General features: G+C 65.1%; 22 protein-coding genes. 9 read left to right on the forward strand and 13 right to left on the reverse strand.

Translation table 11 applies throughout. The features are described from left to right. The first annotated feature begins 568 nt into the window (after positions 1–568). From AB0L63_RS21575 to AB0L63_RS21590, 4 genes are all read left to right on the forward strand, one after another. Positions 569–1,456 carry a helix-turn-helix transcriptional regulator gene (locus tag AB0L63_RS21575; protein ID WP_364503929.1) on the forward strand — a complete coding sequence of 296 codons (888 nt, stop codon included), beginning with the start codon at positions 569–571 and terminating at the stop codon, positions 1,454–1,456. Beyond that, positions 1,453–1,650, forward strand: a complete 198-nt coding sequence (locus AB0L63_RS21580) for a DUF397 domain-containing protein (RefSeq protein ID WP_364503593.1) — start codon at positions 1,453–1,455, stop codon at positions 1,648–1,650. Before AB0L63_RS21575 ends, AB0L63_RS21580 begins: the two co-directional genes overlap by 4 nt. A 12-nt stretch (positions 1,651–1,662) precedes the next feature. Further along, positions 1,663–1,890 carry a DUF397 domain-containing protein gene (locus AB0L63_RS21585; RefSeq protein ID WP_364503596.1) on the forward strand — a complete coding sequence of 76 codons (228 nt, stop codon included), beginning with the start codon at positions 1,663–1,665 and terminating at the stop codon, positions 1,888–1,890. Positions 1,891–2,058: 168 nt separating this feature from the next. Further along, positions 2,059–2,256 carry a hypothetical protein gene (locus AB0L63_RS21590; protein ID WP_364503599.1) on the forward strand — a complete coding sequence of 66 codons (198 nt, stop codon included), beginning with the start codon at positions 2,059–2,061 and terminating at the stop codon, positions 2,254–2,256. Positions 2,257–2,311: 55 nt separating this feature from the next. Here the strand turns inward: AB0L63_RS21590 and AB0L63_RS21595 are convergent, their stop codons facing one another. From AB0L63_RS21595 to AB0L63_RS21620, 6 genes are all read right to left on the reverse strand, one after another. Beyond that, positions 2,312–3,058: a succinate dehydrogenase/fumarate reductase iron-sulfur subunit gene (locus tag AB0L63_RS21595; RefSeq protein WP_364503602.1), complete on the reverse strand. Its 747-nt coding sequence runs from the start codon at positions 3,056–3,058 to the stop codon at positions 2,312–2,314. A 2-nt stretch (positions 3,059–3,060) separates the two neighbouring features. Beyond that, on the reverse strand, positions 3,061–5,001 hold the full coding sequence (locus AB0L63_RS21600; RefSeq protein WP_364503605.1) for a fumarate reductase/succinate dehydrogenase flavoprotein subunit: 1,941 nt from the start codon (positions 4,999–5,001) through the stop codon (positions 3,061–3,063). A 30-nt stretch (positions 5,002–5,031) separates the two neighbouring features. After that, entirely contained in the window at positions 5,032–5,862 is an 831-nt protein-coding gene (locus AB0L63_RS21605) for a hypothetical protein (RefSeq protein ID WP_364503608.1), read from the reverse strand. Positions 5,863–6,361: 499 nt separating this feature from the next. Then, on the reverse strand, positions 6,362–6,652 hold the full coding sequence (locus AB0L63_RS21610; protein ID WP_364503611.1) for a hypothetical protein: 291 nt from the start codon (positions 6,650–6,652) through the stop codon (positions 6,362–6,364). 225 nt (positions 6,653–6,877) lie between these two features. Then, a complete protein-coding gene (locus tag AB0L63_RS21615; protein WP_364503614.1) occupies positions 6,878–7,972 on the reverse strand; it encodes an alpha/beta hydrolase in 1,095 nt (364 codons plus the stop codon). A gap of 406 nt (positions 7,973–8,378) precedes the next feature. After that, the gene (locus tag AB0L63_RS21620) at positions 8,379–10,334 is read right to left on the reverse strand and encodes an acyl-CoA dehydrogenase family protein (protein WP_364503617.1); all 1,956 of its coding nucleotides are present in this window, start codon (positions 10,332–10,334) and stop codon (positions 8,379–8,381) included. Between the two features lie 384 nt (positions 10,335–10,718). Here AB0L63_RS21620 and AB0L63_RS21625 point away from each other — a divergent pair, with 384 nt between their 5' ends. Continuing rightward, on the forward strand, positions 10,719–10,952 hold the full coding sequence (locus AB0L63_RS21625; protein ID WP_364503956.1) for a hypothetical protein: 234 nt from the start codon (positions 10,719–10,721) through the stop codon (positions 10,950–10,952). Here the strand turns inward: AB0L63_RS21625 and AB0L63_RS21630 are convergent. Next, positions 10,934–12,115 (reverse strand): ATP-binding protein, encoded by a 1,182-nt coding sequence (locus tag AB0L63_RS21630; RefSeq protein WP_364503620.1) that lies wholly within the window; start codon positions 12,113–12,115, stop codon positions 10,934–10,936. The two genes, AB0L63_RS21625 and AB0L63_RS21630, sit on opposite strands and share 19 nt — an antisense overlap. A gap of 169 nt (positions 12,116–12,284) precedes the next feature. Between AB0L63_RS21630 and AB0L63_RS21635 the strand changes: the two genes are divergently transcribed. From AB0L63_RS21635 to AB0L63_RS21645, 3 genes are all read left to right on the forward strand, one after another. Continuing rightward, positions 12,285–12,551, forward strand: coding sequence for a hypothetical protein (locus tag AB0L63_RS21635; RefSeq protein ID WP_364503623.1), 267 nt, complete (start codon positions 12,285–12,287; stop codon positions 12,549–12,551). Positions 12,552–12,952: 401 nt separating this feature from the next. Next, a complete protein-coding gene (locus tag AB0L63_RS21640) occupies positions 12,953–13,615 on the forward strand; it encodes an NlpC/P60 family protein (RefSeq protein WP_364503626.1) in 663 nt (220 codons plus the stop codon). Positions 13,616–13,665: 50 nt separating this feature from the next. Then, complete coding sequence (locus AB0L63_RS21645; RefSeq protein WP_364503932.1) at positions 13,666–14,085, forward strand: RNA-binding S4 domain-containing protein; 420 nt, start codon at positions 13,666–13,668, stop codon at positions 14,083–14,085. Positions 14,086–14,104: 19 nt separating this feature from the next. Here AB0L63_RS21645 and AB0L63_RS21650 read toward each other — a convergent pair whose 3' ends face one another. The 5 genes from AB0L63_RS21650 to AB0L63_RS21670 form a co-directional block, all read right to left on the reverse strand. After that, the gene (locus tag AB0L63_RS21650) at positions 14,105–14,236 is read right to left on the reverse strand and encodes a hypothetical protein (RefSeq protein WP_364503629.1); all 132 of its coding nucleotides are present in this window, start codon (positions 14,234–14,236) and stop codon (positions 14,105–14,107) included. Between the two features lie 66 nt (positions 14,237–14,302). Further along, positions 14,303–14,692: a hypothetical protein gene (locus AB0L63_RS21655; protein ID WP_364503632.1), complete on the reverse strand. Its 390-nt coding sequence runs from the start codon at positions 14,690–14,692 to the stop codon at positions 14,303–14,305. 56 nt (positions 14,693–14,748) lie between these two features. Next, positions 14,749–16,431, reverse strand: a complete 1,683-nt coding sequence (locus AB0L63_RS21660) for a fatty acyl-AMP ligase (protein ID WP_364503635.1) — start codon at positions 16,429–16,431, stop codon at positions 14,749–14,751. Further along, positions 16,428–22,673: an SDR family NAD(P)-dependent oxidoreductase gene (locus tag AB0L63_RS21665; protein ID WP_364503638.1), complete on the reverse strand. Its 6,246-nt coding sequence runs from the start codon at positions 22,671–22,673 to the stop codon at positions 16,428–16,430. The genes AB0L63_RS21660 and AB0L63_RS21665 overlap by 4 nt, the downstream gene beginning before the upstream one ends. Before the next feature lie 65 nt (positions 22,674–22,738). Beyond that, positions 22,739–23,056, reverse strand: coding sequence for an acyl carrier protein (locus AB0L63_RS21670; RefSeq protein WP_364503641.1), 318 nt, complete (start codon positions 23,054–23,056; stop codon positions 22,739–22,741). Positions 23,057–23,233: 177 nt separating this feature from the next. Between AB0L63_RS21670 and AB0L63_RS21675 the strand changes: the two genes are divergently transcribed. Further along, positions 23,234–24,187, forward strand: coding sequence for an MBL fold metallo-hydrolase (locus AB0L63_RS21675; RefSeq protein ID WP_364503644.1), 954 nt, complete (start codon positions 23,234–23,236; stop codon positions 24,185–24,187). A 28-nt stretch (positions 24,188–24,215) separates the two neighbouring features. On the opposite strand, the gene AB0L63_RS21680 is transcribed toward AB0L63_RS21675, so the two are convergent. Further along, complete coding sequence (locus AB0L63_RS21680) at positions 24,216–24,854, reverse strand: Uma2 family endonuclease (protein WP_364503647.1); 639 nt, start codon at positions 24,852–24,854, stop codon at positions 24,216–24,218. Positions 24,855–25,244: the final 390 nt, after the last annotated feature.

Raw genomic sequence — 25,244 nt, forward strand, 5'->3', positions numbered from 1 at the left:
GCGAGCGTCGCTATCGAATCCTGCGACGATCGCGACGCGCCCGGAGGCGGTAGCTTGCGTGACCACGGAGGGCGCCGCGAGCGTCGCTATCGAATCCTGCGACGATCGCGACGCGCCCGGAGGCGGTAGCTTGCGTGACCACGGAGGGCGCCGCGAGCGTCGCTATCGAATACTGTGCGTGCCCGGAGGTTTCACAGGCGGAGGGAAGAGGCACCTGATCCGCTCCGGGCACACTTCCAGCACACCATCTGCGGTGGGTTCCGAACAACGTCCTTCTTGGATATCCAAAGATTTGAAGCGAATTCCCAGCACAAAACCCAACCGGGAAGGGAGGATTCTCCATAGTGGACGAAACAGCCCTCTGCCCAAGCGAAGTGACGGGGAGCCGAGCTTGTGAGGTAGCCCCGGAGCAAACCCTTGGGTGAGCATCCGAGCCCGCGCCGTGTGCGACGGGCCCGGAGGCGCAAGCCTGCGTGACCGCGTAGGGCCCGGGATCGTCGCAGTTGAATACAGAACGGAGCGTGCTGTGTCAGCGAATTCGGCAAAAGCCTCGGAGACCTCGGACCGACTGTCGCCCGAGAACGCCGCCTCCACTCTACCCAGACGCCAGCTGGGCAGATATCTCCGGGACTGGCGCACCCAGGCAGGCCTGACCATCGCCGAGGCATCCAGGCTGATGGAGTGGGGCGCAAGTACGTTGCAGCGCTTGGAGAAAGGCCAGGCCGACCGCATTCGAACCATCGACATCCAAGAGCTGTGTCGCATCTATGGCATACCGGGCGAATTGTCCGACGGGCTGAAGGGCCTGGCCCAGCAAGCCGCCGTCAAGAGCTGGTGGCATGCCTACGGCGATCTCATCCCCGAAAACTTCGACGTCTATGTCGGGCTGGAGGCATCTGCCCAGCAACTCACCTCTTACCAGTCCGAACTCGTCCTCGGTCTACTCCAGACCGCCGACTACGCCAGAGCCCTCAATCGTCTTGGCTATCCGGACGATTCGGATGCCGAGATCGAGCGTCGGGTCCAATTGCGTATGCAGCGCCAGGCTTTGATCACCCGCAAGGTCGCACCGGCGACGGTGAACGTGATCTTGCACGAATCGGTTCTGCGCCGGGTGGTCGGTGGCGCCAAAGTGATGGCGGCGCAGCTACGTCATCTTGCCGATATCAGTACCCAACCCAATATCTCCCTGCGTATCCTGCCGTTCGCGGCCGGTGTTCCGCTCGGAGTATCCACCGGACCGTTCACAGTTCTCGAATTCGGAATCGATAGCAAGGGCCAGCCGGTCGAGCCGCCGGTGGTGTACGCAGAGGGCTTCACCGGGGATCTCTACCTCGAAAGACATGCTGATGTACGGCGGTACGATCGTGCGCACGAGTGCCTCCAGCGCTGCGCGCTGGATATTCAACCCAGTAGACATCTGCTCCGGCAGATAGCGAAGGAGTATATGGCATGAGTATGGATTTGGTTGGCGCGCAATGGTTCAAGAGCACCCACAGCGGTGCGGGCAAGGACTGCGTCGAGGTCGCCTTCCTCGCGGGCGGCCGGGTCGGCGTGCGCGACAGCAAAAATCCCGGAGGACCTGCCCTCGTCTTCAGCACGGGTGCATGGAAGGCTTTCACCACAGGTGTTACTGGCGGCGAGTTCTGAGGAGTTGCGGGCGTGAGCATCAATGAGGGTACGCAAGTGGACCTGACCGGCGCGGTCTGGCGTACGGCCGGTGCGGGCACGGGAAAGGACAGCGTGGAGGTGGCGCTATTGGATGCCGGGCACGTTGCGCTGCGCGACGGTAAGGACCCCGACGGGCCCGTCTTGGTCTTCACGCCCGGTGAGTGGGCCGCCTTCACAGCGGGTGTGCACGATGGTGAGTTCGACCGGCCAGAGTCCTAGTGTGATCGACCCGGTGCTGGTCTGCCCACCGGGTCGAGTCACGTCACGGCAGAGGCGCTTGCGGAGTCTGCCGTAAATGATCGGATGTGCTCGGGTAGATCACGAAATAGCGCAGATTCGACAACGAAATCGCGTTTACCGAGGGGTATTACGGGTAGCCAATACCTTGTGGACCGTGGGCTCAAGAGTTCCCATCCCCGGTACAAGAAACTGCGGCCGGACGATTGGGTGGAATGGCTGATCGTGGCACTGCTTTTCGCAGTGTCCGCCATCGGCGTATTCGTCCTGACCGGCTCGTTCCTCTCGGCACTTTTCGTCGGGGTGCTCGTGTGGGCCGTCGCCGTCGGTGTTGTCGCGTTGTTATAGGGGTGCGCGCACCGGCCGGGTTTCCTACCCCGGCCGGTGGTCCGTCAGCGATTGATCAGCGCCGGAAGAGCTTGTTGCCCAACCAGACCAGCGGATCGTACTTCTTGTCCGCCACCCGCTCCTTCATCGGAATCAGGGCATTGTCGGTGATCTTGATGTGCTCCGGGCAGACCTCGGTACAGCATTTGGTGATATTGCAGAGCCCGAGCCCCTGGTCTTCCTGAGCCAGATCGCGACGATCGGCCACATCGAGTGGATGCATCTCCAACTCGGCGATCCGCATCAGGAAGCGCGGACCGGCGAACGCCGCCTTGTTCTCCTCGTGGTCGCGGACCACGTGACAGGTGTTCTGGCACAAGAAGCATTCGATGCACTTGCGGAACTCCTGGGAGCGCTCCACATCGACCTGCTGCATCCGGTAGTCGCCCGGCTTCAGATCGTCAGGCGGTGTGAAAGACGGTATCTCCCTTGCCTTCTGGTAGTTGAACGACACATCGGTCACCAGGTCGCGGATCACCGGGAAGGTGCGCATCGGTGTGACGGTGATCAACTCCTCCGGCTGGAAGGTCGACATCCGGGTCATGCACAGCAGCCGCGGCCGACCGTTCACCTCTGCCGAACACGAACCGCACTTACCCGCTTTACAATTCCACCGCACCGCGAGATCCGGTGCCTGGGTGGCCTGCAGCCGGTGGATGATGTCGAGCACCACCTCACCCTCGTTCACCTGGACGGTGAAGTCGTGCAGTTTCCCGCCGTCGATATCACCGCGCCACACGCGGAATTTGGCGTCGTAACCCATTCCTACGCCTCGCCTTCCGTGGCCGAAACCGAACCCTCTGGATGGGAGGCGAGTTCGGCTGGGTTGTAATACTTTTCGAGCTCACTCAGATCGAAGAGCGCGAGCAGCTCGTCGCGCATCGGGATCTGGTCCTGCGGGGTGACCCGCACACCGGGCACCTGTCCGTCCGCGTCTGCGGGATCAATCGCGCAGACCAGCAACTTGTTGCGCCACTGCGGATCCATGGCGGGGAAGTCGTCGCGGGTATGTCCGCCGCGACTCTCGGTGCGCAAAAGTGCAGCCTGCGCGACACATTCGCTGATCAGCAGCATATTGCGCAGATCGAGGGCGAGATGCCAGCCCGGGTTGAACTGCCGATGCCCCTCTACCGTCACACTGTTGAAGCGGGTCCGCAGTTCGGCGAGGCGATCGATGGCCTGCCGCAATTCATGTTCCTTGCGGATGATGCCGACCAGATCGTTCATGGCCTGCTGCAGATCGGTGTGCACGGTGTAGGGGTTCTCCCCCGTCCCCTCGGCGGGCGGATCGAACGGCGCCACAGCGGCTTTCGCGGCCGCATCGATATCGGCGTCGGCGACCGCGGGGCGCTCGGACAGTTCTTCGACGTAGGTCGCGGCGCCGAGTCCGGCCCGCCGACCGAATACCAGCAGATCGGACAGCGAATTGCCGCCGAGTCGGTTCGAGCCGTGCATACCGCCGGAACACTCACCCGCGGCGAACAATCCGGGCACAGTCGCCGCGCCGGTGTCCGGATCGACCTCGATTCCGCCCATCACGTAGTGGCACGTCGGGCCGACCTCCATCGGCTCCTTCGTAATGTCCACGTCCGCGAGCTCTTTGAACTGATGGTGCATCGAGGGCAGCCGCCGGCGGATCTCCTCGGCGGGCAGTCGCGAGGCGATATCCAGATACACGCCACCGTGTTCGGTGCCGCGTCCCGCCTTCACCTCCGAGTTGATGGCACGGGCCACTTCGTCGCGTGGCAGCAGGTCCGGGGTGCGGCGGGCGGAGTCGTTATCGCGCAACCACTGATCGGCCTCTTCCTCGGTCTCGGCATACTGCCCCTTGAAGACCGGCGGAATGTACTCGAACATGAACCGCTTACCCTCGGTGTTCTCGAGCACCCCGCCGTCACCGCGCACACCCTCGGTGACCAGAATGCCCTTCACGCTGGGCGGCCAGACCATGCCGGTCGGATGGAATTGCAGGAATTCCATATTGATCAGCGTCGCGCCGGCCCGCAGTGCGAGCGCGTGGCCATCACCGGTGTACTCCCACGAATTCGAGGTCACCTTGTAGGACTTGCCGATACCGCCGGTCGCGAGCACCACGGCGGGCGACTCGAACAGCACGAACCGTCCGGACTCGCGCCAGTACCCGAACGCACCGGCGATCCGGTCGCCATCCTTGAGTAATTCGGTGATGGTGCATTCGGCGAAAACCTTGATGCGCGACTCGTAGTCGCCGGTCTGCGCGAAATCCTCTTGCTGCAGCGAAACGATCTTCTGCTGCATGGTCCGGATGATCTCGAGTCCGGTGCGGTCACCGACGTGCGCGAGCCGCGGGTAGGTGTGGCCACCGAAGTTGCGCTGGCTGATCCGGCCGTCGGCGGTCCGATCGAACAGCGCGCCATAGGTTTCCAGTTCCCACACCCGGTCGGGTGCCTCCTGGGCGTGCAATTCGGCCATGCGCCAGTTGTTGAGGAACTTGCCACCGCGCATGGTGTCTTTGAAATGGGTTTGCCAACTGTCCTTTTCGTTGGCGTTACCCATCGAGGCGGCGCATCCGCCCTCGGCCATCACGGTATGCGCCTTGCCGAACAACGACTTGCACACCACCGCGACGGAGAGACCGTGTTCGCGGGCTTCGATCACCGCGCGCAGTCCGGCGCCACCGGCACCGATGACGACGACGTCGTATTTGTGCCGTTCCACTTCTGGCATGGCCGCGAAACTCCTGGTTTGTGAGGGCGGTTAGTTGATGAACCGCAGATCCGAAATCGTGTCGCTGGCAACCAACATCACGTAGAAGTCGGTCAGCACAAGCGTGCCGAGGGTGGTCCAGGCCAGCGCCATATGCCGGGTATTGAGCTTGGAGACCTGGGTCCAGAACCAGTACCGCACCGGGTGGGCGGAGAAGTGCTTGAGCTTGCCGCCCATGACGTGCCGGCAGGAATGGCACGACAGCGTGTAGGCCCACAGCAGCACCACATTGCCGGTCAGCACGATATTGCCGAGACCGAAGCCGAAGCCGCCGGTCTTGCCGTGGAACGCGGTGATCGCGTCATAGGTGTTGATCAGCGAAACGAGGACGGCCACATAGAAGAAGTAGCGGTGCGCGTTCTGGATGATCAGCGGCAGTTTGGTTTCGCCGGTGTACTTGGCGTGCGGTTCGGCGACCGCGCACGCGGGCGGGGAGAACCACACCGCGCGGTAGTAGGCCTTTCGGTAGTAGTAGCAGGTCAGCCGGAACCCGAGCAGGAACGGCAGCACCAGAAAGCCCAGTGGCAGGATCGCCGGGATGTGACCGAACCATGCGCCGAAATGGCTGGAGCCCTCGACACAATCGCTGCTCACACACGGCGAGTAGAACGGCGTCAGGTAGTGGTAGTCGGGAACCCAATATGCCGTTCGCACATACGATCTGATGGTCGCGTAGATGACGAACGCGGCTAGTCCGACGGCCGTCGCCAGCGGTGGGATCCACCACCGGTCGGTGCGCAGTGTGCGCGTGGAGATGGCGGCCCTGGTCTTGCTGAAGACGCCGGTGCCCGTTTCCGGGGCGGCGGTCGGTGCGGCACTCACAGGTGGATGCCTCGCTGATCTGCTGTGCGGATGGTCTCCGCGACCTCCGCAATCGAATGTGATGCTGAGCACCATACGACACGTCAGCTATCGCTCGAGCGTGGTCCCGGCAAAGCCACCCCGCCTCGAGTGCCGTGATTTCTGCCACATTCAATCCAGGTTTGGTCGCCACGCGGGGTGGCGAACCAGCTATGAAGCCCTATTCATCGCCGCTCGCGGTCGTCTGATTCCGGACCCGCCGCGGCCGCGGATCGCGGGCGGTGAATCACTGCAGCCGTAATGCTGGAAATGCTTGCGCTGGTGCGCGAATGGGATCGCGACCCCGCCTGACTGGCTCGATGTCAACGATGCGGCAGTCGGGCTAGGGCAGCGCGTCGGCCTCGCGAACACAACAACTGAGTCGGGTACGTCCAAAAGCTGACGAGTTACCGACCGCCGGTCCGCGACGGAAGGTGCGGCGCGCCCGACGACCGGCAAAAGGTGCGGGGAGGCGGGGGTCTTACTTCGTGCGTGGGCGGGAGTGGAAGCCGAGGCCCTCGTCCTGTGCGCCCATCCACGCCGCCTCATCGGACTTGCTGTCGGGGACGTAGATCGTCTCGTCCCTGCGGCGGGCGACGATCTCCTGCGGCGGTGACTGGTCGAATTCGTCGGTGTCGATGACGAGGCGCTCGAGATCGTTTTCCAGTCGTCGCACCGAATTGGCGTCGCCGTAGTGGGAGCGCAGTGCGCCGATGGATTGCCGGAGCTGGCCGACCGCGTAGTGGAGTTCGGCTATTTCGCTGCGTGTCATCGATACCTCCTGTGTTACTTGGTGGACAGACGAACCCGATGGGTGGCGGTTGGCTCCATGGTTGGACCGCGCTCTACCGAGTCGTGTGACTCACCACACAACGTGATCTACAACACAGTACGTGAGAAATTGGGTTTTGGCTCATGGGCCCACAATCTGGGAAGTCCAGCGAACGTTGCCCGGTGTTGGTCATCGGGCCGTGGTGAGTCCCGATGGGCCGTCCGGTCAACTGGCAGTGGCGTATCCGGGGTCATGACCGTGCATGGCGGCGATGACCCGGTCGACGAGGGCGACGATGGACTGCGCGACCTCCTCGGCCCGCTCCAGATGCACGCTGTGTCCCGCGCCCTCGAGCCGGACCAGCTCGGAGCCCGCCAGTTGCGAGGCGAGTACCACCGAATGCGCGAACGGCACCACGATGTCGGCCGAACCGGCCAACACCAGCGCCGGAATGCTGCCGAGCCGGCGCAGCGACGCGCTCTCGTCGAAGGACATCAGCGAGGCCAGGAAGCTCGACATGGTGAGCAGCGGCGTGTCGTTCATCATCGCCGCGGCCACCGCGACCATGCGTGGATTCGTCCGCTTGGTGCCCATATTCGCCTCGCGGGCGATCGGCTCGAAGATCCGGCGGGAAAGCCGCTTGGAGGCCTGCATGAACCGGGGCGCCCGCAGCACCGCGACCTGCAGCGAGTTCACCGCGCGCCGATTCAGGAAACGACCGAGTCCAACCTCGGTGATGCCGTTGGCCGCACCGGCGATCAGGCCGACGCCGACCACCCGGGTGCCGATGGTCGCCGGGAACAGCCGGGAGTAGGCGATGGTGACCATCGCACCCATCGAATGTCCGATGAGGATGATCGGGCCGGTCGGCACGACCGACCGCAGTACGGCGTCGAGGTCGTGGCCGAGTTGATCGATGGTGTAGGTCGATGGATGGGCGATGCCGGATTCGCCATGTCCACGGTGGTCGTAGAACACCATGCGCACATCCGCCGACCCGCTGTGGTTACTCGCCCCGTCGGTTCCGCCGACTACCTTCCCGCTGTACTGACCCACCCCGTCGGCTCCGCCGACTACCTCCCCGCTGTACTGACCCACCCCGTCGGCTCCGCCGACTACCTCCCCCCAGTGCCGCAACAACTGATCGCGCAGGAATGACCAGGACTCGGCGCGCAGGCAGTGGCCGTGTACGAAGACGACGGTCAGGTGCGCGTCGTCGGCGCCGAAGGTGCGGACCGAGATCGGGGTGCCGTCGTCGGCCGATACCGTGATCCGGTGGCCGTCGTAGTCGGCGGCTCGGCGGGCAGTCGTCGTTGACATGAAGATTCTCCTGTGTCTGGGAGGACACCCTGTTCGGAGCGTTCTTGCCCGGTTGTCGCGCGGAATTCCCGCACCGTTAACGCGCCATACCGCCCGTTATGTACGCGTTGTCCAACTGACGCCGCTGATCGACATGCTCATGCCTGTGAGCTGGTCGATCGGTGTATCCGAGAACGAGTAGATCAGACGCTGGATTCAGGTAGACGTCCATGATCGACCGCTGTATTGCCTGGTATGGGGTAATTGATCGAATTTTCTAGAGTCCGCTAGAGATTGTTATCGAACGGCCATCGCCGCGAAGTATCGAAAGTATGTCGTGGTCTAGGAATTTTCCGAGATATGCGAATACTTCCAACGCGACGAGCCGCCACCCAAGAATGAGAGGCGGCTCGCGGTGGCTCCGCGCCTAGGTGCTCGCGTGGCTACGGGTCGACGGCAGGAACGGTCGCAGCAGGTTGGTCTCGGTCGATGGACCCATCTGCCATTCGGCGATCCACGGCCCGGTGCCCTCGCTCGGATCGAAGATGCCCTCCTCCAGCCACTCGTAGCGGCCGTCAAGGACATTGCGGGTGAGGGTGCGATCGTCGTCGTCGGTGTTGTCCCACAGCGCGTCGAACAACTTCTTCACCCGAATCCGCGCCTGCCTGCTGAAGGTATCGGCCAATTCCTCGGCGGCCTTGGCCTCCGGGGCACCCGCGTTCCGCAGTGCCTGCGCGCGCACGCAGGCAGCCGAGATCGCGAACAACTCGGCGCCGATATCGACGATGCGACCGAGGAAGTTCTGCCGGTATTCCAGACCCGCCTGCCAGCGCGCCATCCCATACATCAGAGATCTGGCCTGCTTGCGGGCGTTGCGCTCGACGAAGCGCACGTGCCGCGCCAGTGGCCCGAATTCGGCATAGGTCGTTGGCGCCGCACCCGCACCGACGGCCAGCTGCGGGAACCATTTGGCATAGAAACCACCCGCGCCGACCGCGGCCTTGGCCTTGGCCTTGAACTCCGCGTTCCGATCGACCAGCGCACCGGCGGCGGCCATATGCGCATCGGCCATCTCCCTGGCGATGAGCAGCCGCATGATTTCGCTGGAGCCCTCGAAGATGCGGTTGATCCGCAGATCGCGGACCAGCTGTTCGGCCCCGACCGCGCGCTCACCGCGGGCCTGCAGCGAGGCCGCCGTCTCGTAGCCGCGCCCGCCGCGGATCTGTACCAGTTCGTCGGCGATTCGGCAGCTCATCTCGCTGGCCCAGAGCTTGGCCAGGGCGGCCTCGATGCGGATATCGTTGCGGCCCTCGTCGCACATGGTGGCCGAGAGGTCGAGCGCGGCCTCGAGCGCGTAGGTGGTGGCCGCGATGAAAGAGATCTTCTCCCCGACCGCCGCGTGCTCGCCGACCGGCCGACCCCACTGCACCCGCTGCGTGCACCACTGCCTGGCGATCTTCAGCGACCACTTCGATGCGGCCGTACACAGTGCCGGGATGGCGAGGCGTCCCGCATTCAGGGTGGTCAGCGCGATCTTCAGGCCGTCGCCCTCGCGACCGACCAGATTGCGCTTGGGGACCCGGACATTGTGCAGCCGGGTCACCCCGTTCTCGATGCCGCGCAGGCCCATGAACGAATTGCGCCGCTCCACCGTGATGCCGGGCGAATCGGCCTCGACGATGAAGGCCGAGATGCCGCCGCGGTGGCCCTCGCTCTTGGGTATCCGGGCCATGACCACCAGCAATTCAGCGACCACGCCATTGGTGGTCCACAGCTTCACGCCGTTGATCTCATAGGCCTCGCCGTCCGCGGTCGGGGTCGCGGTGCTGGCCATGCGGGCCGGATCGGAGCCGACATCGGGTTCGGTGAGCAGGAATGCGCTGACCGCACCGGCCGCGCAGCGGGGCAGGAACTCGGCCTTCTGCTCATCCGTGCCGGCCAGTTTCAGCGGTTCGGGCACGCCGATCGACTGATGTGCCGAAAGCAGGACCCCGAGGCTGGGGTGTGCGGAGCCGACCAGCATCAGGGCTCGGTTGTAGCCGACCTGGGAAAGGCCCTGACCACCGTATTCCGTCGGGATCTTGAGGCCGAAGCAGCCGAGTTCGGCCAGCCCCTTGACGTACTCGTCCGGAATCTTGGACCCCGCCTCGATAACGCTGCCGTCGAGCGATTCGCAGAACGGTCGCAGCCGGGCCAGATAGGCCTCGGTGCGCGCGGCATCGGAGTCGCTGGGCTGGGGATAGGGGTGGATCAGCTCGAGCCGGAATCGACCGAGAAACATCTCTTTGGCGAACGATGGTTTGGCCCAGCTGGTTTCGCGGGATTCCTCGACCAGTGCGCGGGCCTGTTCTTCGGTGGCGTCGACTTTCGCGGTAGTCGCCATGCTGTCCTCCTCGAACGTGATCAGGATCACATAAGAGTGTAGGAGGGTTTGTTACCGGCCGGTAGATGTCAAGGTAGAGCGTTATCTATCAATTTCTAATGATCTTGATAGAGAGGCAAATGCATCGCTACCCCTGCCGCGCGCCGGGTGCCGGAATTGTCTCGATACCGAGCCTCGGATGAGGGGTAATGGGCTGAGACACGCCAGACGACGTGGTCCTTATTCCCTTGGAGGGTAGGGATGCTGTTACGGCCGGGCAGGTGTTCGCGGGGTATTCGATCGTGCCGCCCCTCGGTTGCGGCGGCATGGGCGCGGTCTATCTCGCCGAGGATCCGGTATTGCCGCGACAGATGGCGCTGAAGGTGCTCGCCGAACAACGCCTCGATGAAGCACGCCATTCGGCATCTGCAGGTCGACTACGGCGCCGCGGTCGACGGCATCTACGGACCGGAGACGCGCGCGAAAGCCATACAGTGGCCGGTATTCCGGGTCGCCGACGAGGCCTTCGGCAACCGATTCGCACCGGCACCATGGCATGCGGTGCCGTGCCGCCGCCCGCGGTGTATGCGCGCACGTGCGGCGGGGCCGCTCGCTTTCGGCTACACACCGCGCAGGTAGCGACCGAAGTGCGGCACCGTGAACCCGATGGTGCCGCGCGCGGCCGAATAGATCAGGCCCTTCTTGATCAAACCGTCGCGGGCCGGTGAGAGCGAGGCGGGTTTGCGGCCGAGTTCATTGGCCACCGCCGCGGTCGGCACCGGACCGTCGTCGCCCGCCAAATCGGCCATGGCGCGCATATATTCGCGTTCGGCCGGGGTCGCGCGCTCGTATCGGGAACCGAAGAATCCGACGGCCAGTTCCTCTTCGGCGCTCGGTGCCGCCACCGCAACATCCTCGGCGGTAATCGGGCTCTCCGGCGCCTGATCCCAGGCGGCCTTGCCGTAGGCCTGCACGAAATACGGATAGCCATCGGCCCGCTGGTACAACGCATCCAGCGCTTCCTCGGTGAACTTCACCTCTTCCCGCTCGGCCGGTGCGATGAGTGCTTGATCCGCCGATTCGCGGTCCAGCCGGTCGATGCGGTGGTAGCTGAAGAGTCGCTCGGAGTAGCTCTTCGAAGCCGACAGCACCGCGGGCAGGTGCGGCAGTCCGGCGCCGACCACGATCAAAGGCGCGGTGTCCTGGCTCAATTCGTGACAGGCGCCGCAGATCGCGGAGATATCGGCGGGACCGAGATCCTGCATCTCGTCGATGAAGACCGCGATGCCGACGCCGATTTCGCTGGCCAGTCCGGCCGCCTCCTTGAGCAGTTCGATCAGATCGATCTCGATATCGCCGGAATCGGCGCGGCCGGTGACCGCCGGCACGTCGATACCGGGCTGCCAGCGGTCCCGCATGCCCTTACCGGCGGTGGAGCGCAGCGCGAAAGCCTTGAGTATGCCAAGGAAGTCGTCGACGCGCTCCTGGTTGCGGTGTGCCATGGCGATGGCGCGGACGGCCATATGCAGTGCCGATGACAGCGGGCGGCGCAATTCTTGATCCGGGCGGGCCTCGATTTTGCCGGTGCCCCAACCACGGGTGCCCGCGGCGGAGCGAAGTTGGTTGAGCAGCACGGTCTTTCCGACACCGCGCAATCCGGTGAGCATGACGCTGCGTTCCGGCCGACCACACGCGATCCGCTCCAGCACAATGTCGAAGGCCGCGAGTTGCTTATCGCGCCCGGCCAATTCGGGTGGGCGCTGTCCGGCTCCGGGAGCATACGGATTCCGCACGGGGTCCATGCCCATACACCGTAGCGCGTCTCGCCAGCCGAATCTGGCCATATATACGATGTGTCCTAGATATCGCTAGCAAACTATCGCATTCTGGGACTTGCACTATTGCTGTCGCCGCGAAAGTCTCTACGCTGATGGCGGTTCGACGAACCGACCAGTACCGGAACGGAGGGGTATGTCCGAGGAACCACTCCCCACCACCGCCGAGGTGGTCGAGTCCTGGAAGGTTCCCTCCGGCGCCGCGGCGGCCGGCCGGATCCGCTCCAATATCCTGGCCGCGATCGATCGCGGCTTCGATGATCCACAGCTCGTCGCGGATCTCGCGGTGGGTCCGCTGGTAGTGGCGCTCGGTCAGCTCGAGGTCAGTCTGGCCGATGCGCGGCGGCGGATCGATGAGCTGGAGCGGGCGCTTGGTCAACAGGGCGCCGGATCCGACGAATAGCCGTCGATGGGATCACGAATCGGGTAGGCCCAGTGTCGCTTCCGGTCCGGACCTCGGTTCGATAACACGCGGCGTCGCGCCGATACCGAGTCGTGATCATCTGGGCGTGTCGCAACTGTTGCCGCTCGTCCTGGGATTTCTCGATGATCCGGGCAGATGCTGGTCTGTGCGCTGGACAACATCGCGTCATGGCCGTAATCTCTTCGTGACTTAGTGGAGTCTGTCGGTTCGGAAGAGAAGCGGCGCCACTGAGTTACCGCCAAAACGGCTGTCGGGGCCACCAATTCCGGCTGCCGTGCCGGGACCCAGAGATTCAACTGGGAGTTGGGGCCGTTCTGCCGGTCCGAACTCGACAGCTGACCCGGTCGGCGGGAGAGCAGAAGGATCGGAGACTCGGCTCGGTGGGTAAACACAGCTTGCAGCGGGAATCGCGGCTACCGAATTCCGTCAAGGGTGCGCTCGTCATGGGCGCGGTCGCCGCATCTACTGGTGCGATGCCCGCGATCCCCGCGATGGCAGCCACCATCAACATTCCAGGGATCGGTGATTTCGACGTCCCGGTTCCGCAGGAATTCGATCAGCAGGCCCAGGACCTGGGTAAGCAGCTCACCCAGGCGCTCTCCTCGATGCCTGCCGCGCCGGAGGCGGCCGCCCCGCAGGCCGCGCCGTCCCTTCCCGGCCTCCTCGCCCCGGTCATGCCGCAGATGTTCCAGCAGAGCACCGCGAGCGACATCGCGCTGGACGCCGCCAAGACCAAGATCGGCGCGCAGTACTCCTGGGGTGCCTCCGGACCGTTCAGCTTCGACTGCTCGGGTCTGGTCCAGTGGGCCTACAAGCAGGCCGGAATCGAACTGCCGCGCACCAGCTTCGAGCAGTCGCACGTCGGTGCTCCGGTCGCGTTCGAGAACCTGCGGCCCGGCGATATCGTGGTGACCAACGGCGGCGGCCATGTCGGCCTGTACGCGGGTGATGGCAAGCTGCTCAATGCGGTCCAGTCCGGTCAGCCGGTGTCCTACACCCCGCTGCGCCCCGACATGGTTGTGACGGCACGCCGTATGGTCTAAGGGTGGCACCTGCCCAACCGACCACCAAAACCACCCAAACCCAGGTCCGCGTGGACTCCTGGACGTGGGCGGTACGTCTTTTCAAGACCAGGTCCGCGGCCGCGCAAGCCTGCCGCGGCGGGCACGTCCGTGTGAATGGTGTTGCGGCCAAACCGGCCCAACCAGTGCGCCCCGGTGACGAGGTTCGCATTCGAGCCGGTGGCAGCGAACGCATTGTCATCGTAGAGCGCATTATCGCCAAGCGCGTCGGCGCTCCGGTTGCCGCGCAGTGCTTGATCGACCGCAGCCCCCCGCCGCCGACCCCGGAGATTCTCGCGTCCATGCCGCGCCGGGACCGCGGTTCCGGCCGACCCACCAAACGGGAACGTCGCGAGACGGACCGCCTTCGCCCCTCCGCCTCTGCGGATACTTTGCCGGTCGTCGGTGCCGAGCAGCCGCCGTCGCGGGCTGACCGTTGGGATTCCGGCTGAATTGGGCGTGCCCGGCGAGTTACCCGTGCCGCCCCGACAGCTCCAGTTCGCGCAGCACCAGAAACAACGCCGCGGCGGCCGCCGCGACCGTGACGGCGCCGAGTGCTGCGCGACCTGCATTCGCCGGATCGATCACCAGCGGCAGCGCCACCACGCAGCGCGAGCAGCGGTCCGCACAGTCCGAGCGTGATGACCAGGGCGAGGGTCGCGAAGGTCATTAGGGCATGGCGGCGATCTTCGCCGGAATGGCGATGTTCTCATCGGCCCAGTGGACGGCGCAGACGCGATGGTAGCCATCGGCGATCACCATGGGGACGCCGGTGCGGAAGTCGCCGCGCACCAGCAGGACCGGGGAGATCGACTGGCGATCATTGATCTTGACCAGATCGCGGCGGACATACTGATTGTCGGCCGACACCAGTTCTAGTCCGGCCGCTCGCAGGATGTCCTTGGCCTTTTTATGCACGATAGGTGCCGTGCGTAGGTGCGCTATCACGGCGTCGACGACATCCGGTGCGGCGAGCAGCTCCAGGTAGTCCGCTGCTGCGGGGTAGTCGTGTTCGTCCGGCAGGTTTTTCCATGTCACGGGGATGATTGCGGTCGCCATTGGCACATCATCGCGCCCGAGGTGGGCCAAGAGGAGGAGGTCGGCGGGTGTTTCCGCTACGGCTGGGTCAGGTGGCCCGCGCGGTAGAGGGCTCGGCATTCGCCGCGGCGCAGTTTGCCGCTGGAGGTCTTCGGGATCCGGCCCGGCTCGACCAGGACGACGGCCCCCGGTGTCACCTGATGCGCAGCCGCGATGGCATTGCGGATGCGGTGCGCCAGTTCCGTTCCGGTCGTCGCCGGGTCGGCGAGTTCGGCCACGACCACCAGATCCTCGCGCTGGCCGTCATCGTCGCCGAATGCGGTGACGTGGCCGACGCGTACCTCGGGCGCGCAGTCCGACACCGTGGATTCGATATCGGCCGGATAGTGGTTGCGGCCGTCGATGATGATGAGATCCTGGAGTCTGCCCGCGATATAGAGCTGACCTTCGTACCAGAAGCCGAGATCGCCTGTGCGCAGCCAGGATTCGTCGCTGTCGGACAAGGTGGCCCGAAAAGTCGCCGCAGTGGCGGCCGGATTGTCGCAGTAACCGGCGCAGACATTGGGGCCGCGGACCCAGATCTCGCCGACGGTGCCCGCCGCCAGCTCGGTGTGTTCGTTGGGCTGCACCACCACAACTCGCTGGCCGGTGGGGTAACCGCAGCCGACGAGCGGAATACCTTCCTGTGCGGTCTGTGCGCGGCCCTGCGCCAAGGCCGTACGGTCGAATCGATGGGCGATGGGTTCGTCCGACTGATCGCATACAGTGACCGAGAGTGTGGCCTCGGCGAGGCCGAAGCCCGGTGTGTGGGCGTGGTGCCGGAATCCGTAGGGGGCAAAGGTTTCGGTGAAGTCGGTGAGGGCGGCGGCGCGGATCGGTTCGGCGCCGTTGAGCAGTGCGTCGAGGTGGGATAGGTCCAGGCCCGCGCGTTCTTCGGGTGAGGTTGCCGAGACCGTCAGGGTCAGGCCGAAATTGGGGCTGGCGGTGACGCCGGCACGGAAGTCACTGAGGGCGCGCAGCCAGCGGATCGGGCGTTTCACGAATTCGGCCGGTGCCATGGTGACGCCCTGCACACCCGAGTAGAGCGGCAGTGAAAGGGCCAGGATCAGGCCCATATCGTGGAAAAACGGGAGCCAGGAGACAATGGGGTCGGTGCGCACCGCGGGCACGGCGGTCCATAATTGATCCAGTGCCGCAGCGAGATTGACAAAGGTTACTTCGACGCCCGCTGGGGTCCTGGTCGATCCGGAGGTGTACTGCAGATAAGCCGTCGCGGTTCGGGTGGGGTCGACAACCGGGTCGGGCGCTGGGGAAGTGTCGGTCGCGAGTTTCAGTACTCGGCCCAGGGCGGGACCCAAGATCTCGCTGGTAGTGGTGTCGGTCGCCGAGATCAGGCTCAACGCTGGTCGGGCATCAGCGAGCACACTTTCGAGCCGGGACCGGTTTCCATTGCCCATCGGCGGAAACAATGGCACCGCAATGCGATTGCTGTATAGGCAGGCGAGAAAGGCTATGACGTAGTCGATTCCGTGCGCACACAGAATCGCTACTCGGTCGCTGGGATCGGTTGTCGCCCTGATCCGTTGTGCCTGTGCACCCGCCGCGTGGTGCAGTTCTGCGTAGGTCAGCGTGACCGGAGCGCAGTCCTGTCCGCGATACCGCAATTCGGTGTACGCACTGTCGTTGGGCTTGGTCCGCGCCCACTCGGCAACCCGGGCGGCCAGCACGTTGGTCTGTCGCGTCGTATTCGGCGAGGTCACGGCGCCCCACCGGATTTCGCGGCGACTCGGTCGGCCAAAGCGGCACCGAGGGCGGCGATGGTCGGATGTTGGAACAGTTCCGCGGTCGAGATGCGGATATTGAGACGGGTTTCGAGGCGGCGGCGCATTTCTATGCCGAGTAGGGAAGTCAGGCCCAGTGTGTTGAAATCGGCTTCCGGGTCGAGATGGTGGGAGGGCACGTCCAGGGTTGCGGCGAGGATGGTGCGGATGGTCGCGGTGAGTAATTCAGTGGGATGGTGCAGGGACGGTGCGGGATTCGGCGGTGCGGGGTCTGCTGTCGACGGTTGGTCGGTGAGCAGGTTTCGCAGGCGGGTGGCGATCGGTTCGGACCCAGTGGTCGGCGAGTAGTCCAAGGCGAGCAGGTAGGGCTCGTTGTACAGCATGGTCTGGGCGAGCAATTCGGTGCCGCGCGGGATATCGAATGCGGAGATTCCGGCGCGTCGCAGATGGACCGCACCGCCCGCGTCCTCGGTGAGGCCCGAATTCCATACGCCCCAGCCGATGCTCAGTACGCGCCGACCCGGGTGGGCGCGGGCGAGTGCGTCCATTGCGGCATTCGCGCTGGCATAGGCGGCCTGTCCGGGTGCGCCGAGCGCACCGGTGGCCGAGGAAAAAAGCAGCACGAAGTCGGTTGGATCGATGGCGGTGAGTTCGATCAGATTGCCCGCGGCGATGAGTTTCGGTGCGAACATGCGGGTGAGTTGGCGGGTGGTGACGGCGTCGAACACGGCGTCTTCGAGTGCGCCCGCGGCGTGGACGACACCGCGGATGGTGGAACCGCATTCGCGAACATCGTTGAGCGCGTTGGCGAGATCGCTGCGGTCGGCGGCATCGCAGCGCACCACGACGATCCGGTCCTCCAGTCCGTCCAGGAGTGCGGGCACCGGTCTGGGTGCGCGGGTCAGCACCACGACATCGTGGGCACCGGCATCGAGCAGCCAGCGCACCGCGACCGAGCCGAGTGCACCTAGTCCGCCGGTGACCACGTAGGTGCCGTCGGGGTCGATCCGCGTCGGCGTGGTTGATCGGGGGCGGGAGTGGACGAAGCGGCGTGCGGTGAGGGCATCGGCACAGATGCGGAGCTCATCGGGGAGTGCATGCGCCGTGGTGGTGGCTTCGATCAGGTCACGCAGTCGGGTCACCGCGGTCGGTGACGCGTCGGTCCAGACGAGCCGTACGTCGCGGCCCGATTCGAGCTGCATAGATCGCACCAAACCGGCGATCGCCATCGGCGTGATCGTCTTACCCGGCGACGTCGAGCCGCGCTGCGTAGCGGACTGCTGGTGGTCGCCCACGCCGGGATCTGGGAGAACGATCGTCACAGAGGCTGTGGTGTCTTCGGATTGGACCCGTTGGAGCAGATCGAGCACTCGTCCGGTGGTGGCGATCACACTGTTCGCGGACTCGGTGTCATGGCTGGTGTGGGTCGCGCCGGATGCGGCGGGCCAGATCACGACGACTGCCGTCTTCCCGGTGCCGGAGCGTCCGGCGAGTACGGCGGAGACGATCGGACCGGCGGCATCCGGTTCGCGGGCAACCCGTTCGGTGGGCAGGGTGTGGTCGAGTTCTCCAGCAAGCTGGATGGCCAGTTGGGATTCGCCGATAACCAAGGCGCGCTGGGGATTCGTGGTTCGGTGGTGCTCGCCGCTGCGCTGCGTGGAATGGCGAATGTGCTGGAACGGGATCCACGTTTCATGGCGGAAAGGGCCGACCTGCGTTGTGGATTCGATCGTTGCGAAACGTATGCGGACACCCGACAGCGCGAGTACCGGGACGCCGTGCTGATCGGTGCCGATGATGTCACCGGTCAGCCCGGTCGACGATCGATCACGCACGAGCGCATGGGCTTCCAGCAGCACCAGCTCCGATTCGGCGGACAGCCACGCTCTTTCGATGCCGATCGGCAGCGCAATGGCATCGGCGGGTAGATAGTCCCAGCTCGCGGCGGCGAGCAGATGCAGACATCCGTCGAGGGTCGCCGAGCGCTGTAACGGCGCGGCGTCGAACCACCCCACCGCACAATCGGGTCCGGCCTCGATATCGCGCAGTGCGCGGAAGCCGGGGCCGAAGTCGAGTTGACGAGTGCGCAACGAGTTGTAGAAAACACTTGGCGTGAGCGCGCGCATGCGCCTGCGAGCGGCCCGATTTGCATCGACCACCCGCATCCATGCGACGATATCCCCGGGTGTGGGGTCACTGGCCAACCGTGCCGAAGCCAGCGTCCCGGCGCCTGTGACCTCCGCCTGCAATCTTCCAGCACCGCTGGCTCGATAGCTAACTGCGGACAGCGCGGCAAGCTCGGTCCGCTCATGCACCACGAAATCGGTGACCGTCCGCCCGTTCCCAGCCAGACCGATCAGCTCGAGCAGCCAGAAGACCGCAGGGACGGTCGGAACACCCTGCACGACATGATCGTGGAGATCGTCGGTGGAGGAGCCGGATTCGGCGATGAAGGCGGCCCCGCTCGAATCGACGGCATCTCGGGCGCGAGCGGCGTCGTTTCCGGTGGTGGTGTTCGGGTTGTGGATGTTTCGGCTACCACCGGTGTCGAGTCCCGTGGTCGAGTCCTGGACATTCCGGCTGCGAATGGTGTCGTGTCGGGTGACTGTGTCCAGGTCGTGGGTGTCTCGGCCGCGAATAGCGCCGAGTCCAGCTGTCGTGTTCGGATCGTGGACGATATCGAATCCGATGTCTGCGCCGAAGTCGGATACCGACGGGTTGTCGACAGTGCGGCCGTTGATGGCGGGATAGGTGACGCTGTGGCTGGTTGTACCGGGCTCAGTTGCGGTGTCGGGCTTGGTGGCTGGGACGTGGGCAGTGCCGGGTTCGGTGGCTGCCACGTTGTTGGCACTGGACCGGATGGCAGTGTCGCTGGTGGTGTCGGGATTGGTGGCGGTGTCGAAGTTGGTGGCGGCGACGTGGGGCGTGCCGGACTTGGTGGCAGCGTGGCGGGTAGTGCCGGATTTGGTGGGAGCGTCGCTGGTGGTGTGCAGCTCGGTGGCAGCACCGCCGGCGTTGGGGGGCTCGGACGCAGCGTCGTACGAGGTGCGGGGTTCGGTTCCAGCGACATTGGTGGTGTCGGGCTTGGTGGGGGTGCCGCTGGTGCCGGGGGCGAGCGTGGTGAGCAATGGGAAGCGGCGGTGCGCCCATTGGCGTGGCGGGGGTGGTGCGGTGACGGGGCCGATTGCGGCCCAATTTATCGGGCGGCCTTCGAGGTAGAGGTTGGCGAGACAGGTCAGGAAGGATCCGGCTTCGTCGTCGCGGGTGGTTACCGCGTGGGTGGCGTCGGCGAATTCGGGATACTCCCGGATGGCGGGTGTCAGCACCGGATGTGGTGCGATTTCCAGTACCGTTGCGAATCCGTCGTCGGCGGCTTGTCGCAGTGCGGCGGCCAGTTCGACGGTTCTCGAAGCGTTTTCGGCCCAGTAGACGGCATCCATTGTGGTGATCGTTTCGCGGCGGCGCGCCGTGGAGTACACCGGAACACGCGGTAACTGGGTGGTGAGTCCATCGAGCGCGTCAGCGAATTCGGGGACGAGCGCGCCGACCTGTGGGCTGTGTGCGGCGAAGTCGACCGCGATTCGATGTGCGAACATCTGCCTGCGCCTGGCCCGCCGGACCAGCGCATCGACATAACGTGGCGCACCGGAGATCACCACCGAACGCGGTCCATTGACGGCCGCGACCGCTACCGTCGCGTGCAGCGGCTCGACCAGCCGCGCCACTTCATCCGGTGTCGCCTCCAGTACCGCCATCGCCCCCTGACCGTCCAGCTGTGCCAGAATCCGGCTGCGCTGCACCACGACTCGGGCCGCATCCGAAAGCGATAACGCACCACTCACCGCGGCCCCGGCCACCTCGCCGAGACTGTGTCCCACCACCGCATCCGGTTCGACACCCCATGCGGCGAGCAGTTCGGCCAGTGCCACCTGGAATGCGAAGATCGCCGGTTGCACGTGTTCCGTTGCGCCAGCCCCGCTGCTCGCCGCACTGCCGAGCGCGAACCCGTTGCGTGGCGTCCACACTCGCCCTCCACCCGCGGCCGCAATCGCATCCGCGGCAGCGGTAACCGTTTTCGCGAATACCGGATAACGAGCCGCCAGCCCCCGCCCCATCTTGGCATGCTGACCACCCTGTCCGGAGAACAGGAACAACACACCGCCCCGCCGCCGCACCGAACCAGCGCCGATCACCCCACCACCTGACTTCCCGTATCCCAGCGCCCGCAACTGACCCACCGCCTCGTCCAGATCACGCGCAACCACTGCGGCGCGCGCATTCTCGGGTATCAACCGACCCGCAGCAGCCGCAAAACTCCGAAGAATTTCGCGTTCACCCATCTCCATGCCTGAGTAGCTCAGCATCGTCGCGTCCCGCACGCCCGCACGCGAGTCGTCACTGGCGCGCTCACGTGAACTGCGACTGGTCCTGTCACACCCAGAGTTACCAGCATCCTCTTGCGAGACGTTGGCTGTGGTGTTGTTCGAACTGCTGCTTTCGTGCGATGCGCGGCTGGAGTCGTCACGTGACGCGGTGCCCATGCCGTCGGGTGCGACCTTGTTGGTGCTGCCGTGCGTGGTGCCGGCTGTGTCGTCGCGTGTGGTGCTGCACGTGTATTCGCCTGTGGCGCCGCGCGTACCGTCGCCCTTGGTGTGGCTTGAGCTGTCGCTTGCGCCGCCGGTCATGGCGTCGGGTGTGGGCCTGTTGGTGCTGTCGCGTGTGGTGCTAATCGTGTCGTCGCCGATGGCACGGCGTGTGCCTTCGCCGGCGGCGCTCCTCGTGCCGTCGCGTGAGGTGCTGCTCATGCCGTCGTGCGCGGCGTTACTTACGCCGTCGCGCATGGCGGTGGTTGACCTGTTCCATGAGGCGTGGCTCGTGCCGTCCGATGCCGTACTGCTCGCGTCGGCCCTCTCGAGCAACTCGGCCCACCGTAGCGCGCGCGAGCGGAGCTCCGGGATGTCGCGAGCGGTGACCGGGAGCAGCACGGGCGGCTCATTGCTCCGATGATGCTCGGGTTCCAGACCACGCAGCACCACATGCGCATTCGTTCCACCGAATCCGAATGAGCTGACTCCGGCATGGCGTGCACGCACCGGTGTGTCGGTCCAGTGCACCGGTTCGGTGGGCACTCGCAGTCCATGTTCGGTGAGTTTCAGTAGCGGATTCTCGGTGTGGAAATTGATGGTCGGTGGGATTACGCCGTGCCGAATGGACAGCGCCGCCTTGACCATTCCGGTGATTCCGGCGGCCGCCTCCAGATGTCCGATATTGGCTTTGAGCGAGCCGATCCAGGTCGGTTCGGCAGCGTTGCCGACTACCGCGGCGAGCGCGCCCACCTCCACCGCATCACCCAATGGTGTTCCGGTGCCGTGGCATTCGACGTATCCGACATCATGTGGATCGAGTCCGGCCCGTGCCAACGCGGTGCGAATGGTGTCCTGTTGGGCTCGGCCGTTCGGTGCGTACAGCCCATTGGACCGCCCGTCCGAACCGACTGCTGTGCCGAGGATTTCCGCATACACCCGGTGTCCGTCCCGCAGTGCATCGGCGGTGCGCCGCAGCACCACCACGGTGCATCCGTCGGCGCGGGTATATCCGTCGGCCGCCGCATCGAATGGCTTGCACCGCCCGTCGGGTGCGAGGAATCCACCTTCGGCCAGGTACTGCGAGGTATGCGGCAGCAGTGTGAGATTCACTCCGCCGACGATCGCGAACGGCACCGCGTCATCGGCCAGCAGACGCACCGCGAAATCCACCGCGGCCAGTGAGGATGAGCAGGCGCTGTCCAGTACCAGACTGGGGCCGTGCAGGTCGAGGACATAAGAGAGTCGGTTGGCGATGATGCTGAGCGCCGATCCGGTGACAGCGTACGGCGCATCGTGCCCGTCGCGGCCCAACACCGCGATGCCGTGGTCGTAGGCGCCCGCACCGAATACCACCGCCGCCTCGGAACCTCTGGTGCGATAGCCGATTCCGGCATCGTCGAGCGCCTCGACCGTGACCTCGAGTGCCAGCCGCTGCTGCGGATCCATCAGCGCGGCCTCGCGACTGGAGATGGCGAACCAGTCGTTGTCGAACGCATCGACATCCGTGAGATATCCGGCGTGCCGCGTACCCGGTCGACCGGGCGGCGGTGCCCCGGTGGCATCGCGGCCACCGCACAGCATTCGCCAGAACTCGGGCACATTCGACGCGCCGGGCACCCGGCAGCCGATGCCCACGATCGCAACCGGCGGATGTGGACGGCCAGAGGCGAGCTGGCCTTTCCGATTTGGGGGCAAGGTGCTCATCGCATCGCGAGATACTCGACAAGCTGCTCGATGTCCGGGTGGTCGTAGAGGGCGGTGAGTGAAACCTCGACTCCCATGGCATCTTCCAGATGTGCCGTCAGCCGCGCCAGTTGTAGCGAGCTGAGGCCGAGATCGCTGAACGGCGCATTGGTCGAAACCGTTGCGGCATCGACATTGAGCAGGTCGGCGATGGCCGCGGTGGCAGCGCAGCGCAGCGCGGCACGTCGCGAACCGGATCTGTTCGAAACACCGTTGGCGACTGTTCGCAGGTCGCTCGAGACAACACCCTGCCCGTCCGGAAGACCAGGCCCCATCCGTCCTCCTCCCGTCGCCGGAGGGCTGCTGCCCCCACGCCGGTACCTCTGCAATTATGCCGTAGATATCGGCGCGATCAAGGTGTCCCTCGATCGGGAGCAGGCGGGCGAATTGTCCGGAATTATCCTGCATGCCCGGCTCTTTCGCGGTTTGCCGTGATCGCTTACGGTGGCACCGTGCCCGAATCCGGATCCGAGCGGACGCCCACCCTGTCGACCGTGCTGCGCTGCTGCACCGCGCTGGCGGCCACGCCGGGCCGACTGTTGCGGCCGCGTCGCCCCGACACCGCGTTGCTGTCCGGTCTGGAGCCGATCCCGCTGCCGCGGACCAAGGCGACCGTCGGGCTCACCGTCCTGATGCAAGCGCGCATGGCCGCTCCCACCACGATTGTCGCGGAGGGCGTGCGCAGCCTGCACGAATTGCCGATGAGCATGTCGGCCTATCTGATCGAACATCCGAAGGCGCGATTCCTGGTCGATCCGGCGCTGTGCGCGGGCGTGCACGATCGAGTGCTGCCCGAGCTGCCGTTCCCGGTTCCACTCCTGGTCGCGCCCGATAAGCCGGTGCTCGGGCTCGCGGACGCGCTGGCCGGCCACGATATCGCCGTCGACGCCATCGATTTCGTCCTGCCGACCCACCTGCACTGGGATCACATTTCCGGCCTGCTGGAACTGCCCGACTCCGTCACCGTCCGGCTACCTGCCGCTGAACGCGCCTGGGCGCTCGACGGCCCGCACGCCCCCGTCGGCGTTGCCCGCGGCCCCCTGCGCGGTCGCGCTTTCGACACGTTCGAACTCGACGGCCCGCCGGTGCTCACCTTCCCGCGCAGCCTGGACCTGTTCGGCGACGGTTCGGTGCTGCTCGTCGACCTCGCCGGACATACCCCGGGCAGTATCGGCGTTCTGCTCGCGGTCGACGACGGCACCCGGGTACTGCTCGCGGGCGACGCGGTGTGGAACAAACTCCAGGTCCAGCTGATCCGCGAAAAGGCGCCCATGCCCGGCCAACTCTTCGATGCCGACCGCGATGCCACCTTCGCCACCATTCACCGCCTCCACGCCCTACCCGACGGCATCGAAATCGTCGCGGCCCACGACTACGCCGCGGTCGAGGCACTGGCCGCGCGATAGCGATAACCCTCCTGATCAGGGTGGGAATTCAGTCGACACCCTCGTCGAGTTGCTGCCAAGTGGCGTGCACTTCGAACGGCACCAACGAGTCGATCGCGCTAGCAGAACGTTCCGACCGGGTGTGATGCCCAGCCGAGACATACTCTCCGGCGGAGTTGAGTGTCAGCATCTCGATCGAAATCGCGGGGCCGTCCTCATTGGCCATCCGGACGATCCAGTAGTGCTGGATCCCGAACCGGGCGTACTCGGCGCGTTTGTCGACCAGGTCAGCGGTGATCGTAGTTGGCGAGACAACCTCGACCGCCAGCACGGCGTCTGCGGCGGTCGGCTTCATCCGCCACTTCGGTCGAGGTTCATCGATGCAGCGGTAGACGATGACGTCCGGCCGCTTGTAGTGGAAGGGGACCTCCGAGACCAACATGTCGACATCCCGGTTGACCCGCAAGCACGGCTCAGCCGAACCGCGTTTGGCATGGCCGTCCAGCAGTGCCCGTTCGACATTTCGGGCTATCGCATTGTGATTCGGCGAGGCGGATTCGCAGTGGATGATCATCCCGTCTCTGATCTCGACATTGCGCGCCATGTCCTCGGGCATGGACAGATAACCGTCGATATCCACCGGCAGGATGTAGGTCTTCGGCACAGACCAGTCGAACGCTTCCGACACGGATGACCGTCCTTTGGTTGGTAGTCGACGTCATCGTAGGTCAGCGTGTTGCCTGACCTCGGTCGCGGTCACCCCTCGATGGACTGCGGTGGGCCTGTCTCGGCAACCGACGAGCCCTGGGCGTTCGGCCCAGAGCGCGCAATGTCCCTAGGCGACCACTTTCTCCGCCGAGTTGCGCGGTGATCAGTTCCTCCGCTTCGGCGACCATCCGGCCGATCAGTTCGGCGCAGGACGGGAGGTCGTGGATGAGGCCCTGGGCCAGGCCGGCCGACCAGATACCCGCATCGAGATCGCCCGCATCGAAGACGCGTCGTCCGCGGGCGTATCATCCGCTGTTCAACTTTTAAGTAAGCCCAGATTCGCATAGTCTTGCCCTCTGAATGTGCACGA

Origin of the sequence: Nocardia sp. NPDC051990, from assembly GCF_040680755.1 — a bacterium.
Taxonomy (GTDB): Bacteria; Actinomycetota; Actinomycetes; order Mycobacteriales; family Mycobacteriaceae; genus Nocardia.

Coding starts and splice junctions, on each gene's coding strand:
- AB0L63_RS21620 (WP_364503617.1), bottom strand. CDS start 10,334: ATGGCGACTACCGCGAAAGTCGACGCCACCGAAGAACAGGCCCGCGCA.
- AB0L63_RS21580 (WP_364503593.1), top strand. CDS start 1,453: ATGAGTATGGATTTGGTTGGCGCGCAATGGTTCAAGAGCACCCACAGC.
- AB0L63_RS21595 (WP_364503602.1), bottom strand. CDS start 3,058: ATGGGTTACGACGCCAAATTCCGCGTGTGGCGCGGTGATATCGACGGC.
- AB0L63_RS21625 (WP_364503956.1), top strand. CDS start 10,719: ATGAAGCACGCCATTCGGCATCTGCAGGTCGACTACGGCGCCGCGGTC.
- AB0L63_RS21615 (WP_364503614.1), bottom strand. CDS start 7,972: ATGTCAACGACGACTGCCCGCCGAGCCGCCGACTACGACGGCCACCGG.
- AB0L63_RS21670 (WP_364503641.1), bottom strand. CDS start 23,056: ATGGGGCCTGGTCTTCCGGACGGGCAGGGTGTTGTCTCGAGCGACCTG.
- AB0L63_RS21655 (WP_364503632.1), bottom strand. CDS start 14,692: ATGGCGACCGCAATCATCCCCGTGACATGGAAAAACCTGCCGGACGAA.
- AB0L63_RS21630 (WP_364503620.1), bottom strand. CDS start 12,115: ATGGACCCCGTGCGGAATCCGTATGCTCCCGGAGCCGGACAGCGCCCA.
- AB0L63_RS21635 (WP_364503623.1), top strand. CDS start 12,285: ATGTCCGAGGAACCACTCCCCACCACCGCCGAGGTGGTCGAGTCCTGG.
- AB0L63_RS21610 (WP_364503611.1), bottom strand. CDS start 6,652: ATGACACGCAGCGAAATAGCCGAACTCCACTACGCGGTCGGCCAGCTC.
- AB0L63_RS21600 (WP_364503605.1), bottom strand. CDS start 5,001: ATGCCAGAAGTGGAACGGCACAAATACGACGTCGTCGTCATCGGTGCC.